This is a genomic window from Campylobacter sp. CFSAN093233 (assembly GCF_011068165.1).
GTDB lineage: Bacteria > Campylobacterota > Campylobacteria > Campylobacterales > Campylobacteraceae > Campylobacter_D > Campylobacter_D jejuni.
The window spans coordinates 179,020-193,870 of the sequence record NZ_JAAMWY010000006.1 but is presented as its reverse complement, the minus strand read 5'-3'; the positions used below and the strand labels follow the sequence as shown (position 1 = coordinate 193,870).

The 14,851-nt window shown below is 30.8% G+C and carries 16 protein-coding genes and 1 other RNA gene; 16 read left to right on the top strand and 1 reads right to left on the bottom strand.

Annotated features, from left to right (window positions below; all coding sequences use genetic code 11):
• Positions 1–65 precede the first annotated feature (65 nt).
• From FBF15_RS05450 to FBF15_RS05395, 12 genes are all read left to right on the top strand, one after another.
• The gene (locus tag FBF15_RS05450; RefSeq protein ID WP_002854834.1) at positions 66–329 is read left to right on the top strand and encodes a DUF2018 family protein; all 264 of its coding nucleotides are present in this window, start codon (positions 66–68) and stop codon (positions 327–329) included.
• A gap of 2 nt (positions 330–331) precedes the next feature.
• Positions 332–868 (top strand): hypothetical protein, encoded by a 537-nt coding sequence (locus tag FBF15_RS05445; RefSeq protein WP_002855217.1) that lies wholly within the window; start codon positions 332–334, stop codon positions 866–868.
• Between the two features lie 13 nt (positions 869–881).
• Positions 882–1,775 carry a hexaprenyl-diphosphate synthase gene (locus tag FBF15_RS05440; protein WP_002894044.1) on the top strand — a complete coding sequence of 298 codons (894 nt, stop codon included), beginning with the start codon at positions 882–884 and terminating at the stop codon, positions 1,773–1,775.
• The gene (gene hemA / locus FBF15_RS05435; RefSeq protein ID WP_002854989.1) at positions 1,775–3,073 is read left to right on the top strand and encodes a glutamyl-tRNA reductase; all 1,299 of its coding nucleotides are present in this window, start codon (positions 1,775–1,777) and stop codon (positions 3,071–3,073) included. Before FBF15_RS05440 ends, hemA begins: the two co-directional genes overlap by 1 nt.
• Positions 3,057–4,766 (top strand): proline--tRNA ligase, encoded by a 1,710-nt coding sequence (locus FBF15_RS05430; RefSeq protein ID WP_074485720.1) that lies wholly within the window; start codon positions 3,057–3,059, stop codon positions 4,764–4,766. Before hemA ends, FBF15_RS05430 begins: the two co-directional genes overlap by 17 nt.
• The gene (fxsA, locus tag FBF15_RS05425; protein ID WP_002854991.1) at positions 4,763–5,152 is read left to right on the top strand and encodes an FxsA family membrane protein; all 390 of its coding nucleotides are present in this window, start codon (positions 4,763–4,765) and stop codon (positions 5,150–5,152) included. Before FBF15_RS05430 ends, fxsA begins: the two co-directional genes overlap by 4 nt.
• Positions 5,149–6,072: a hydroxymethylbilane synthase gene (gene hemC / locus FBF15_RS05420; protein WP_002820769.1), complete on the top strand. Its 924-nt coding sequence runs from the start codon at positions 5,149–5,151 to the stop codon at positions 6,070–6,072. Before fxsA ends, hemC begins: the two co-directional genes overlap by 4 nt.
• Positions 6,069–7,871, top strand: coding sequence for a menaquinone biosynthesis decarboxylase (locus tag FBF15_RS05415; protein ID WP_002867682.1), 1,803 nt, complete (start codon positions 6,069–6,071; stop codon positions 7,869–7,871). The genes hemC and FBF15_RS05415 overlap by 4 nt, the downstream gene beginning before the upstream one ends.
• Positions 7,872–8,027: 156 nt before the next feature.
• Entirely contained in the window at positions 8,028–8,393 is a 366-nt protein-coding gene (locus FBF15_RS05410; protein WP_038816593.1) for a FlaG family protein, read from the top strand.
• A 2-nt stretch (positions 8,394–8,395) separates the two neighbouring features.
• On the top strand, positions 8,396–10,324 hold the full coding sequence (gene fliD / locus FBF15_RS05405) for a flagellar filament capping protein FliD (RefSeq protein ID WP_038816592.1): 1,929 nt from the start codon (positions 8,396–8,398) through the stop codon (positions 10,322–10,324).
• Between the two features lie 10 nt (positions 10,325–10,334).
• A complete protein-coding gene (gene fliS / locus FBF15_RS05400; protein WP_038816591.1) occupies positions 10,335–10,721 on the top strand; it encodes a flagellar export chaperone FliS in 387 nt (128 codons plus the stop codon).
• Positions 10,702–10,977, top strand: coding sequence for a hypothetical protein (locus tag FBF15_RS05395; RefSeq protein WP_038816590.1), 276 nt, complete (start codon positions 10,702–10,704; stop codon positions 10,975–10,977). The genes fliS and FBF15_RS05395 overlap by 20 nt, the downstream gene beginning before the upstream one ends.
• Here the strand turns inward: FBF15_RS05395 and rnpB are convergent.
• Positions 10,974–11,297, bottom strand: an RNA gene (gene rnpB / locus FBF15_RS05390) — RNase P RNA component class A. The two genes, FBF15_RS05395 and rnpB, sit on opposite strands and share 4 nt — an antisense overlap.
• 115 nt (positions 11,298–11,412) lie before the next feature.
• Here rnpB and efp point away from each other — a divergent pair.
• The 4 genes from efp to FBF15_RS05370 all read left to right on the top strand — a co-directional run bounded on the left by efp (position 11,413) and on the right by FBF15_RS05370 (position 14,788).
• Positions 11,413–11,982 (top strand): elongation factor P, encoded by a 570-nt coding sequence (efp, locus tag FBF15_RS05385; RefSeq protein ID WP_038816589.1) that lies wholly within the window; start codon positions 11,413–11,415, stop codon positions 11,980–11,982.
• A gap of 159 nt (positions 11,983–12,141) precedes the next feature.
• Complete coding sequence (locus FBF15_RS05380) at positions 12,142–12,834, top strand: DUF969 domain-containing protein (RefSeq protein ID WP_002856730.1); 693 nt, start codon at positions 12,142–12,144, stop codon at positions 12,832–12,834.
• Entirely contained in the window at positions 12,821–13,774 is a 954-nt protein-coding gene (locus FBF15_RS05375) for a DUF979 domain-containing protein (protein WP_002858607.1), read from the top strand. The genes FBF15_RS05380 and FBF15_RS05375 overlap by 14 nt, the downstream gene beginning before the upstream one ends.
• A 9-nt stretch (positions 13,775–13,783) precedes the next feature.
• Positions 13,784–14,788 (top strand): DUF2891 domain-containing protein, encoded by a 1,005-nt coding sequence (locus FBF15_RS05370; RefSeq protein WP_002872011.1) that lies wholly within the window; start codon positions 13,784–13,786, stop codon positions 14,786–14,788.
• The last annotated feature ends 63 nt before the right edge of the window (positions 14,789–14,851 follow it).

Sequence of the window (14,851 nt, the reverse complement as noted above, 5' to 3'; positions counted from 1 at the left end):
TTAATTTAGCTACTTTTAACGATTAAAATTTTATAATCAAAAACTTATATTTTCAAGGAAAATTAATGGATTTTTTTGATGAAATGTTTAATAAAACTCCAAAAGAAAAATTTATAGAAATTATACAAAATGGAAATTTAGGAGCCTTAGAAAAAGTTTTTGAGGAATTTTTTGCTGATCATATTGCTATGGTGGAACTTTTGGAAAAACAAGGTCTAACAGAAATGGATGTAAAAAATTTCATATTAGAAAATGGTGATTTCATAGAAGAAAGGCAAAATGATATTTATATAGAATTGGGCGCAAAAATTTTAGGACACGAAGGCTAAAATTGTTTAAAATAAGCCCCTATTTAATTTGTATTTTTTTTATTTTTAGTAATGTTTTAGCATCTGAACCAACTTTTGATTATACTTATAAATTTATACTTAAAAAAGATGAGAGAGCTAGTGTGCAGATTAAAGAAATAGGCTATGAAGATAAGGTGCAAAATTTTGATTTTTATTGGACTTTGTTTGATAATACTAATATCATCGTACATTCGAAATTTCGCAAATATCCGCGTCAATTTGTGATGAGTTTAAGAAGAAATTTAGATTGGGTAACTCAAACTTTAATACCTGATTATACTAATCCACATATTGATAGAGCAAGACTTATTTTAGAATTTAGTGGTTATAATAAAGGTTTGGCAACTTTTACGGTTTATATAGAAGATAAGGAATCTCGCTTAATGGTAGAATTTTTAGATCCGAGAAAAAAAGCTTTACAAAATCCACCGCAAAATAATCAGGTTGTTCCTATGATTAATTTTAACGAACCTCAGGTAAAACCATTAACAAGTAAAGAAAATAATAATAGCAATTAACAAGGAAAAGATAGTGCAAAAAATAGATGAATTAATAAAACAGTTTTTAGAAGAACTTGGCTATGAACCTATTTTAAATATGCTTTCAAATGTAAAATCAGGAAAGAAATTACGTTCTAAATTATTATTAGCTATCGCAGATGAGAGTGAGATTGCTTTTAAAATTTGTGCAGCTATAGAATTGATACATCTTGCTAGTTTATTACATGATGATATTATTGATGAGAGTGAATTAAGACGTGGAGCAAGATCTGTTAATGCTGAATTTGGTACAAAAAATGCTCTTATGTTGGGCGATATTTTGTATTCAAAAGCCTTTTATGAATTAAGCAAAATGGATGCTAGATTTGCAAGTATTATTTCAGATGCTGTTGTAAAGCTTGCTATAGGAGAACTTATGGATGTTGATTTGGGAGAGAAATTTAATATCAATAAAGAAGCTTATTTGAAAATGATCTATAATAAAACAGCTGTTTTGATTGAAGCAAGTGCTAGATGCGGAGCTATTTTGGCTGGATTATATGAAAAAGATTTTGCAGAATATGGTAAAAATTTAGGACTTGCTTTTCAGATGATTGATGATATTTTAGATATTAAGAGTGATGAAAAAATTCTTGGAAAACCTGCTATGAATGATTTTAAAGAGGGTAAAACTACCTTGCCTTATATTTATCTTTATGAAAATTTACAAGAACAAGATAGGATATATTTGCAGACTTTATTTAAAAAAGATTTAAATGAAAATGAAAAAGAATGGCTAAAAACTAAATTTGAAGAACAAAAAGCTTTAGAAAAAGCTATTTTAGAAGCTAAAACTTATGCAAAAAAGGCTAGAAAAGCAATTGAAAAATATGATAATAACAAGCTTAATGATATTATTAAAGCTATGATAGATAGGGAATTTTAATGTATTATTGTATATCTTTTACTCATAAAAATACAGATATTGCCTTAAGGGAAAAGTTAAGCTTTTCCAATGAAGCTAAAAAAAGTGAGTTTTTAAAAATCATTAGCACTCATGAAAATATTGAAGAATGTTTGGTTATAAGCACTTGCAATCGTGTTGAAATTGTTGCTTTTGTAAAAATGGCCTGTGCGGAGTTTATTGTTAAATCTTTGGCTTTACTTTGTGATGTTGATAAAGATATTTTACTTGAAAAAGCTGATATTTTTGAAGATAGTGGAGCAATCCACCATCTTTTTTCTGTAGCAAGTTCTTTGGATAGTTTGGTGGTTGGAGAAACTCAGATAGCAGGACAATTAAAAGATGCCTTTGCTTTTGCTGTAAAAAATAATTTTTGTGGAGTACACCTTTCAAGAGCAGTACATAGTGCTTTTAAATGTGCTGCTAAGGTACGCAATGAAACTCAAATTTCTAAAAATTCTATTTCTGTAGCTAGCGTTGCCGTGGCAAAAGCAAAAGAACTTGCAGATTTAACGCAAAAAAAAGCTGTTGTTATTGGAGCTGGAGAGATGGGAGAACTTGCGGCAAAACATTTAATTGCTGCGGGTGCTAAGGTGATTATTTTAAATCGTGATTTACAAAAAGCTAAAGATTTGTGTGAGAGACTTGGTGTTTTAAGCGAATATGATAGTTTAGAAAATTTAAAAAAATATTTAAATCAATACGAGTTTTTTTTCTCAGCTACCAATGCACCAAATGCTATTATTACAAATTCTTTAATAGAAGAACTTTCTTATAAAAGGTATTTTTTTGATATTGCAGTTCCAAGGGATATTGATATCAATGAAAATGAAAATATATCTGTTTTTGCTGTAGATGATCTTGAAATTGTGGTTCAAAAAAATTTAGCACTAAGAGAACAAGAAGCTCGTATGGCTTATGGGATAATAGGTCGTGAAACAAGTGAATTTTTTAGGTATTTAAACGATTTGGCTTTGATGCCTATTATCAAAGCTATACGCTTGCAAGCTAAAGAATATGCAGATAAACAACTTGAAATTGCGTTAAAAAAAGGATATTTGAAAAAATCTGATAAAGAAGAGGCTAGAAAGTTGATTCATCAAGTTTTTAAGGCTTTTTTACACACGCCTACTGTAAATTTGAAACATTTACAAGGTAAAATGCAAAGCGATACAGTGATTAATGCTATGCGTTATGTTTTTGATTTGCAAAATAATCTTGAAGGTTTAAATCAATATAAATGTGAATTTGATATGGAGAATAATGATGAGATTTACTAAATTTTATGCACCAAGTTTAAAAGAAGCGCCAAAAGATGCGAGTTTACCTAGTCATATTTTTTTAACGCGTGCGGGTTTTGTAGAACAAATTGGTAGCGGACTTTATAATTTCTTGCCTTTGGGAAAAAGAGTTTTAGACAAGATTAAAAATATAGTTAAAGAAGAAATGGATAAGGCTGGAGCACAAGAAGTAAATCTTAGTTTTATCACTCCTGCAAGTTTGTGGCAAGAAAGTGGGCGTTACAATGTTTTTGGAAAAGAACTTTTGCGTTTTAAAGACAGAAAAGAAAATGAATTTGTTTTAGGTCCAACACATGAAGAAGCTATGCTTTCTTTGGTAAAAAACAAAATCACAAGCTATAAACAACTTCCTTTGCATTTATATCAAATTGGACTTAAATTTCGTGATGAAGCAAGGCCTAGATTTGGGCTTTTAAGATGTCGTGAATTTCTAATGAAAGATGGATATAGTTTTCATGCTAATGAAGAAGATTTAGGGCGTGAGTTTGAGCTTATGTATAAAACTTATTCTCAAATTTTACAAAGAATGGGGCTTGATTTTAGAGCAGTTGAAGCTGATAGTGGGGCTATTGGTGGAAGTGGCTCTAAGGAATTTATGGTTTTAGCAAAAAATGGGGAAGATGATATTTTAATTTGTGAAAATTGTGATTATGCGGCTAATGTTGAAGCTGCAAAAAGAGCTAAAAAAACTTGTCAAGATGAGCGTCCTGAAGCAAATTATGCAAGTAAATTTCACACTCCAAATATTAAAACTATAGATTCTTTAGCACAATTTTTTAAAATCAATGCTTTTTATACGATTAAAGCAGTGGTAAAAAAAGCTATTTATGAAAATGAAAGCAAATTAGTTGTGTTTTTTATAAGAGGAAGTGATGATTTGCAAGAGGTTAAGGCTCAAAATGCTTGCAGTGCCCTTGAACTAGTCGATGCGAGCGAAGAAGAATTGGAAAAAGCTGGCTTAGTAGCTGGTTTTATAGGTTTTGTGGGATTAAAAGATATAGATTTTTATATAGATTTTGAGCTTGAAAACGAAAAGCAAATGATTATAGGTGCGAATGAAAAAGATTATCATTTAATCGGTATTGATGTTGTAAATTTAAATAAAGATCGTTTTAAAGATTTGATTGAAGTTAAAGAAGGGGATTGCTGTGTTAAATGTGGAGCAAAATTAAAACAAAGTAAAGGTATAGAAGTAGGGCATATTTTTAAGCTAGGACAAAAATATTCCAAAGCGATGAATGCAAATTTCTTAGATGAAAATGGCAAAAGTCAGCCTTTTTACATGGGATGTTATGGCATAGGTGTTTCACGCTTGTTGGCTGTAGCTACTGAAGCAAGTCATGATGAAAAAGGATGTATTTGGAATAAAACTTTAGCTCCTTTTGTGCTTGAAATTATTGTTTCAAATCTCAAAGATGAAAAGGCTTTAGAATTTGCCAATAAGCTTTATGAGGATTTAACTAATCTTGGATTAGAGGTATTGCTTGATGATAGAAATGAGCGTTTTGGGGTTAAAATGAATGATTTTGAACTTATGGGCTTTCCTTATGCGTTAGTTGTTGGTAAAGGATTAGAAAAGAATGAAATAGAGCTTATCCAAAGAGAAGGTTTGATAAAAGAACTTATAAAAACTGATGAACTTATGGAAATTCTTAAAAAGAAAGTGTTATGAATTATAAATTAAGTTTAAGCCCTTTATTTGTACTTGAAATTATTGCAAGTATACTTTTTATAGTGTTTTTTGGTTTTGGTAATTTTTTATTTTTCATACTTTTGAGTATGATTTTTGGTGCGGTTTTATTGGGAATTTTTTGGAAAAATATGCTTGAATTTCAAATGGGTGGCTTAAAGGATATGTTAACACAATTTTCTTTTGTTATCGCAGGGTTTTTACTTGTTTTTCCAGGGATTATTACAAGTGTTTTTGGAATTTTTGTATTTTTCTTTGGTATTGCTTTGAAATTAATAACTAAATCAAAATATCAATACACCAAGCAAGAGTATCAAAATTCTAATGAAGAAATTATTGATGTTGAAATTATAGAGGATAGAAAATGAAGCTTATTATTGCAACAAGAAAAAGTCAATTAGCTCTTTGGCAAAGTGAACATGTAGCCCAAATTTTAAAAAATACACATCAAATTGAAGTGCTTTTAGAAGGTTTTAAAACAAAAGGCGATGTTTTGCTTGATTCTCCTTTGGCAAAAATTGGTGGTAAAGGACTTTTTACAAAAGAACTTGAAGAAAGTATGTTAAGAAAAGAAGCACACTTAGCGGTGCATAGTTTAAAAGATGTGCCTAGTTTTTTTCCTCAAGGTTTAGTTTTGGCAGCGGTAAGTAAAAGAGAGCAAAGCAATGATGCTATGCTAAGTCAAAATTATAAAGATTTTCTTTCTTTGCCAAAAGGTGCAAAAATAGGCACTACTAGTCTTAGACGCAAGATGCAGCTTTTATTATTAAGACCTGATTTAGATATTATTTCTTTGCGTGGTAATGTCAATTCTCGTATAGAGAAATTAAAAAATAATGATTTTGATGCGATTATTTTGGCAATGGCGGGAATTAAACGCTTAAACTTAGATAAGCAAGTGAATTTTGTTTATGAATTTAGCAAAGATGAGCTTATTCCTGCGGCTTCTCAAGGAGCTTTAGGTATAGAAAGCATAAATGATGAAAAAATTTTAGAACTTTTAAAATGTTTAAATGATGAAAATGCTTTGATTGAAACAAGCATTGAAAGAGAATTTATTGCTACTTTAGAAGGAGGTTGTCAAGTTCCTATAGGTATTAACGCAGAGCTCTTGGGAGATGAAATTTGCGTGCGTGCGGTACTTGGACTACCCGATGGAAGTGAAATTTTAAAAGATAAGAGAATGATTAAAAAGAATGATTTTAAAGGTTTTGGAGAGAGTTTGGCTAAGGAGTTTATTGCTAAAGGTGCTAAAGAACTTTTAAAAAAAGCTGAGAGTATGATATGAAAGAATTTATTCAAATTTTAAAAGAAAATGATCTTTTAAGGGTAATTGAAGAACCTGTAGATGTAGATCTTGAAATCGCTCATTTAGCCTATATAGAAGCTAAAAAAGGAGAAAAAGGGAAGGCTTTATTATTTAAAAATCCTATAGATAAAAAATTAAATAAACAATATAAATTTCCTGTTTTGATGAATACTTTTTGCAATGAAAAGGCTTTAAATTTAGCTTTTGGACGTGATTATGAAGAGGTGGCTGAAGAAATTTCAAAACTCACCAAGCTTCATATTCCTACGAGTTTTAAAGCAAAAATGGATTTTTTTATGAATTTGTTAAGTTTTAAAAATATTCCTCCTAAAAGACTGAAAAAAAATAAAGCCTTGTATGATTATGAAATTTTAAACTCACTTGAAGAACTTCCCATACTAAAAACTTGGGAAGATGATGCGGGTAAATTTATTACCATGGGGCAAGTTTATACACAAAATTTAGATAAAACTCAAAATAATCTTGGAATGTATCGTTTGCAAATGAGTGATAAAAATGAACTTTTAATGCATTGGCAAATTCATAAAGATGGGGCAAATTTTTATCACGAATACAAAAATGCTGGTTTTAAAAAAATGCCTGTAAGTATAGCCATAGGTGGAGATCCGCTTTATATTTGGTGTTCTCAAGCACCTTTACCTAAGGGAATTTTTGAACTTTTACTTTATGGTTTTATTAAAAAAACTCCTGCAAAAATTACTCCTTGTGAAAATGGTATTTTTATACCTTATGATAGTGATGTGGTTATTGAAGGTTATGTGGATTTAGAAGAGTTTAAAATCGAAGGTCCTTTTGGAGATCATACGGGTTTTTACACTCCTGCTGAACTTTTTCCTGTGATGAAAGTAGAAAAAATTTATGCTAAAAAAGATGCGATCTATCAAGCAACGGTTGTAGGAAAGCCTCCTTTAGAAGATAAGATCATGGGACTTGGTACTGAAAGAATTTTTTTACCTTTGCTTCAAACTTCAGTACCTGATTTAATTGATTATAATATGCCTGAAAATGGGGTCTTTCATAATCTTATCTTAGCAAAAATCGATGCAAAATATCCCGCTCATGCGCAACAAATTATGCATGCATTTTGGGGAGTAGGGCAAATGAGTTTTGTTAAGCATGCAATTTTTGTGGATAAAAATGCACCTTCTTTGAAAGATTATGATGCTTTAATTCCTTATATGTTAGATCGTTTTAATACAAAGAAAATTTTAATTTCAGAAGGAATTTGTGATCAATTAGATCATGCTTCACCTAATTCTTGTTTTGGGGGTAAAGCAGGACTTGATGCTTGCGAAGAAATACAAGTTGAAGAGCTTGAAATTTTAGAAGATGAAAAATTACTAGAACTTTTTAAAACTAAGGTAGAACTTTTAAATTTAAAGCAATTTTATAAAGAAAGTAAAAGTCCTATAGTTTGTATTTTGCTTGATAAAAAAGAAAAAATCGAACAAAGTTTTGACAAACTTTTAGAATTTAAAAAACATTTTAGGATTTTAGTGTTTTTAGATGCTGAAAATAAGCTTGAAAATTCTTATATGCTTGTTTGGCGTGTGGTAAATAATATAGATGCTAAAAGAGATATTTTTATCAAAGAAGAAAGACTTGGAGTAGATGCAAGTGCTAAAGGTGAAGCTGAGGGTTATTTAAGAGCTTGGCCTAAGCAAACAGATTGCACTAAAAGCGTGATAGAAGATTTGATCTTGCGTAATATTTTAGAAAATAATCCAGATCTTTTTAATAAATTTGAAATTTTTTAAGATAATTGAGATTTATTTTAAAATTTTGGCACAGTTTTTGCTTATTATTTTTTTATTATTGAAAAATAAAATTTTCTTTATAGGTGTTCATAAATTTATAAATTTGTCGATATAAGCTTTTAACTAGCAATAGGAAATTTTAAAAAGGATTTTAAAATGGAAATATCGAAGGCAAATGGGCAAATGGATACAGCTTTGGCAAACATTAGCCAAAGAACAAGTGAGACACAGGCTAGTTTAAACATTCAAACCGATAGAAGTCAAGGCCAAGAAGGCGATGATCGACAGCAACGAGGTGTGAGTGAAAAGTTGGCTGATATTACAAAAAAGTTAAATGAGCAAATGGATTCTCTAGATACCAATGTTCGTTTTGGTTATAGTGATAAAATCGGTTCTATGTATATTAGCGTGACTGAAAAAAGCACTGGAAGGGAAATCCGTCAAATTCCTAGCGAAGAAGCTATGAGATTAGCTGAGTATTTTAGGGATGTGATAGGAATGATATTTGATAAGGAGAGTTAAAAATGGCATTTGGTAGTCTATCTAGTTTAGGATTTGGTTCTGGGGTTTTAACTCAAGATACTATAGATAAATTAAAAGAAGCAGAGCAAAAAGCTCGTATTGATCCTTATACTAAAAAAATTGAAGAAAATACAACCAAACAAAAAGATTTAACAGAAATCAAAACTAAATTACTAAGTTTTCAGACGGCTGTTTCATCATTAGCCGATGCTACGGTTTTTGCGAAAAGAAAAGTTGTAGGAAGTATTAGCGATAATCCTCCAGCAAGTCTTACAGTTAATTCGGGTGTTGCTTTACAAAGCATGAATATCAATGTTACTCAACTTGCACAAAAAGATGTGTATCAAAGCAAAGGATTAGCAAATGACAGTGGTTTTATTAATGCAAATTTAACTGGAACCACCGATCTTACTTTTTTTTCAAATGGCAAAGAATATACTGTTACGGTAGATAAAAACACAACCTATAGAGATTTAGCTGATAAAATTAATGAAGCTAGTGGAGGAGAGATTGTTGCTAAGATTGTAAACACAGGAGAGAAAGGCACTCCTTACCGCTTAACTTTAACCAGTAAAGAAACAGGCGAAGACAGTGCGATAAGTTTCTATGCGGGAAAAAAAGATTCGAATGGTAAGTATACAAGTGATTCAGAGGCAGAAACAATATTCAAAAATCTTGGATGGGAATTAGATACAACGAGTTCTATTGATCCAGCTAAGGATAAAAAAGGTTATGGTATTAAGGATGCTTCTTTGCATATCCAAACTGCGCAAAATGCAGAATTTACACTTGATGGTATTAAGATGTTTAGATCAAGTAACACTGTTACCGATCTTGGTGTAGGAATGACTTTAACTTTAAATAAAACAGGTGAAATTAATTTTGATGTACAGCAAGATTTTGAAGGTGTGACAAAAGCCATGCAAGATTTGGTGGATGCTTATAATGATTTAGTAACCAATCTTAATGCTGCAACTGACTATAATAGTGAAACTGGAACAAAAGGAACTTTACAAGGCATCAGTGAAGTAAATTCAATACGCTCAAGCATTCTTGCTGATTTGTTTGATTCTCAAGTTGTTGATGGAACTACTGAAGATGCAAATGGTAATAAAGTGAACACTAAGGTTATGCTTTCTATGCAGGATTTTGGCTTAAGTTTAAATGATGCAGGCACTTTGAGTTTTGATTCTTCTAAATTTGAACAAAAAGTTAAAGAAGATCCAGACTCTACTGAAAGTTTTTTTTCAAATATTACTAAATACGAAGACATTAATCACACAGGAGAAGTAATTAAGCAGGGAAGTTTGAATCAATATCTTGATTCTAGTGGCACTGGCAATAAAGGTTTAGATTTTAAACCAGGAGATTTTACTATAGTTTTTAATAATCAAACATATGATTTATCTAAAAATTCTGATGGTACTAATTTTAAATTAACAGGAAAAACAGAGGAAGAATTGCTTCAAAATTTAGCTAATCATATAAACAGCAAAGGTATTGAAGGTTTAAAAGTTAAGGTTGAATCCTATGATCAAAACGGTGTTAAAGGGTTTAAGTTGAATTTTAGTGGAGATGGTAGTTCGGATTTTTCCATCAAAGGAAATGCTACCATTCTTAAGGAATTAGGTTTGTCTGATGTAAATATAACCTCTAAACCTATAGAAGGTAAAGGTATTTTTTCAAAATTAAAAGCCACGTTGCAAGAGATGACTGGAAAAGATGGTTCAATTACAAAATATGATGAGAGTTTGACAAATGATATTAAATCATTAAATACCTCTAAAGACTCAACTCAGGCTATGATTGATACAAGATATGATACAATGGCAAATCAATGGTTGCAGTATGAAAGTATCTTAAATAAGCTTAATCAGCAGCTCTCAACTATAACTAATATGATTAATGCAGCAAATAATTCTAATAATTAAGGATAAAAAGATGCAAAATAGTTTAGCTTATAATGCTTATTCTCAAAACCAAGCGGGGATAGAATCTCCGCAAAAGCTTATTGAAATGCTTTATGAGGGGATTTTGCGTTTTTGTTCAAGAGCTAAAGTAGCTATAAGAAATGAAGATATAGAGCAAAGAGTGTATTTTGTAAAAAGAACCACAGCCATTTTTATAGAGCTTATAAATACTTTAGATTATGAAAAAGGTGGAGATGTGGCACATTATTTAAGTGGGCTTTATACAAGAGAAATCCAGCTTTTATCTTTAGCAAATTTAGAAAATAATGAAGAAAGAATCAATGAAGTGATCAATGTAACCAAAGGTTTGCTAGAAGCTTGGAGAGAAGTGCATAGTAATGAAACAATGGCTCAATAATTTTAAACTTGCATTAATTCAAGAAGATGTTGATAAGCTTGAAATTTTGCTTGATGAACTTGATGTGAAAAATTTTGTTAAAAATTTAGTAAAAAGCCAACCTTCAGAAGAAATGTTAAAAGAAAACGTAAAAGATATATTTTATCAACTTCAAGCTCTTTTGCAAGAAGCTATTGTATTGATTGATCAGAAGAAAAAAACTAAAGCTTTTGAAATTCAAAAATTTCAAAAAGCTTTGACCTATGTTAGATCTTAAAAAGCATAGCGATAAGCCGAGTTCTGTCAAGAATGCTCATTTATCTAGTTTTGTTTTTGCAAACAAAATCAAGCGAAGGGTTAAAACAAAGACACTAACCATCCCTTCTTGCTGCACATTGGGTTTACATAGCCGAAATTGTTACCAAAATCGCTGGTGGGCTTTTACTCCGCCGTTTCACCTTTTCCACTTTAATGTGGTAGTTTTCTTTCTGTTGCACTATCCCTTAGGTTGCCCTAGCCATCTGTTAGATGGAATGTTTGTCTTTAGCAGCTCGGACTTTCCTCTTCTAAAAAAGAAGCGAGCATTTACTATGCTTTAAGTTTAGATTTTAACGTAATTTTGCTTATTTTTTTATCAAATAAAGCAGTTTTATTGTGATATCAATTAAAATTTGATAGAATTACCTTTTATTTTTTTTACTAAAGGAAATTTATGGCATCTTATTCAATGGGTGATTTAAAAAAAGGACTTAAAGTAGAAATTGATGGAATTCCTTTTAAAATAGTTGAGTATCAGCATGTAAAACCAGGTAAAGGTCCTGCTTTTGTGCGTATTAAAATCAAATCTTTTATCGATGGTAAGGTACTTGAAAAAACTTTCCATGCAGGGGATAAATGTGAAGCTCCAAATTTAGAAGATAAGACTATGCAGTATCTTTATGATGATGGTGAAAATTGTCAATTTATGGATACGCAAACTTATGAGCAAGTAGCAATTAGTGATGAAGATGTGGGTGAAGCAAAAAAATGGATGATTGATGGTATGATGGTAGACGTGCTTTTCCATAATGGTAAAGCTATCGGCGTAGAAGTTCCACAAGTTGTTGAACTCAAAATCATCGAAACAGCTCCAAATTTTAAGGGTGATACTCAAGGATCAAATAAAAAACCGGCTACATTGGAAACAGGCGCAGTAGTGCAAATTCCTTTTCATGTGTTAGAAGGTGAAGTTATACGCGTTGATACCGTGCGTGGTGAGTATATAGAAAGAGCGAACAAATAATACAAAAAAAGCTTTTGGACTATTCCAAGGCTTTTTTAAATTTATATAAAATTTATTTTGTTACTTAATTTCTCATTCCATTCTTAAAAATATTTTTTTAAACTTTTCTTCAATTTAAAATTTCTATAATATTTCTAATTCATATTGTGGAGATGGTTGATGGAATGGTTACTTCTTGCTTCTATACCTTTGATTGTTTTAGGTTTTGCTTTAAAGATTAACCCCTTTTTAGTGGTAACTTCAGTTGGAATTTATGCTGGACTTGTTTCAGGTTTTGATTTTGTTAAGGTTGTTAGTGATATAGGAAAATCTTTTGTAGATAATCGCTATGTTGCTATAATTTGGCTTATTTTACCTTTACTTGCTGTTTTGGAACGCAAAGGCTTAAGAGAGCAGGCTAAAAATTTAATATCCAAAATAAAAGTTGCCAGTACAGGACGAATTTTAATGTGTTATTTTGTTTTTAGACAAGTTACTGCAGCTTTAGGGCTTTTATCTTTAGGCGGACATGCACAGATGATAAGACCTTTAATAGCCCCTATGGCAGAAGCTGCAGCTAAGCTTAAATTTAAAAACTTAACACATAAAGATAGTCAAAAAATCAAAGCTTTTTCTGCGGGAACGGATAATGTTGCTGTATTTTTTGGAGAGGATATTTTTATAGCCGTGCATTCTATTTTATTTATTAAAGCTTTTTATGAGAGCAATGGTATTATTGTTGAGCCATTGCATTTATCAGTTTGGGCTATACCAACTGGAATTTTGGCTTTAATTATCCATTGTTCTAGACTTTATTTATTTGATAAAAGATTAGAAAAAACTTATAAAGGGTTGAGTGATGATAAGTCTTGATTTGCTTTATTATATTGTAGGAATTTTATTTTTAGTTTTTGGAATTTTAAGTTTTTCTAATCAAGCTAAAGATATAAAATCAAGAATAAGCGGCGGGGTATTCTGGATAAGTTATAGTTTTACTTTTTTACTAGCAGGAGTTTTGCCTCATTTTGTGATGGGTTGTATAGTGATTTTACTAGCACTTATAGCAGGATTTAATTTATTAAAACCAGCAAAGATTGAAGTTAGCAAAGAAGAAAAAGAATACGAGATAAAACATGCAAATATTTATAAAAATAAACTTTTTATCCCTGCTTTAATGGTTCCTTTGATTACACTTATTGGGACTTTTTTATTTCCCTATTTGAGTTTTTTTGAAAATAAAAATGCTACATTGATGGCTTTGATTATAGGTATAATTATTTCTTCAGTAGTTGCTTGTTTTATGTTTAAGGCTTCTCCTAAAAGAGCTGTTAAAGATGCAGCACATACTATGGATCACATTAGTTGGGCAGCGCTTTTACCGCAAATTTTGGCTACACTTGGGGTAGTTTTTGTTTCTACAGGAATGGGCGATCAAGTATCTAAACTTTTATCTAGTTATATTAGTTTAGATAATGCTTTTATTGCAGTAGCTGTGTATTGTATCGCTATGGCGCTTTTTACTATAGTAATGGGCAATGCTTTTGCAGCTTTTCCTGTGATTACTGCTGCTATTGCTTTGCCGATTTTAATCATACAAATGCATGCAAATCCTGCTATTATAGGTGCGATTGGAATGCTTAGTGGATTTTGCGGAACTTTAATGACGCCTATGGCTGCAAATTTTAATATAGTTCCTGCAGCACTTTTAAATTTGGATGATAAAAATGGCGTAATTAAAGCCCAGTTTATGTCAGGACTTGTTTTGCTTGTGGCTAATATCTTTTTAATGTATTTTTTAGCTTTTAGATTTTAAGGAGAAACAATGGAAAAATTTATAAAACAATTTAGCTTTATTGCACTAGAAAATATTTTTAGAGAATTGCCAAATAAAATTACACATTCTTTTAATGATATCAATGATATTAAACCACCAAAACTTATGTATCCTATATTTTATGGTTCTTATGATTGGCATTCTAGCGTGCATTCTCACTGGCTTTTGGTGAAAATTTTAAAAGATTTTTCTCATTTTGCTCCAAAGGATGAAATCATCAAAGCTCTAGATTCTCAATTTAGCAAAGAAAAAGCAGAAGGAGAGCTTAAATATCTTCAAAACCCTGCACACAAAGGTTTTGAAAGACCTTATGGATGGGGATGGTTTTTAAAACTGACTTTGGAGATAAATTTACTTGCTAAAGAAAATGACAAAGCTGAAATTTGGGCTAAGAATTTAGAAGGCATAGCTGATTTCTTTGTTAAAGAATTTAAGGAGTTTTTACCTAAGATGGATTATCCTATACGAGTTGGAACCCATTTTAATAGCTCTTTTGCTTTGTATTTTGCTTTAGAATATGCAAGATTTAAAAAAGATCAAGAATTGGAGTATTGCATCATCCAAAGTGCTAAAAAGTGGTTTTTAAATGATAAAAATATGCAAGCTTTAGAGCCTTGTGGAGATGAGTTTTTATCTCCTGTTTTGATGGAAGCGGTGCTTTTAAGTGCTGTTTTACATAAAAATGATTTTGTAAAATTTTTTAAAGCATATTTGCCAAATTTAGAAGCAAAAGAGCCTGCAACTTTATTTACCCCTGTGAGTGTGAGTGATAGGAGCGATGGTAAAATAGCACATCTAGATGGGCTAAATTTAAGTCGTGCTTGGTGTTTTAAAATACTTTCAAATTTTTGCGATGAAAATTTAAAAATTCTTTTAAGAAATAATGCTACAGAGCATTTTGATAAAGCCATAGCTCATATAGAAGATGATTATCTTGGGTCGCATTGGCTAGGAAGCTTTGCTTTGCTTGCTATGGATGTGGATATTTTATAAAAAATTTCATAAGATGAGTAAATTTGTTACTAAATAGATATTTTTTAAATTTAGATTTTGTTT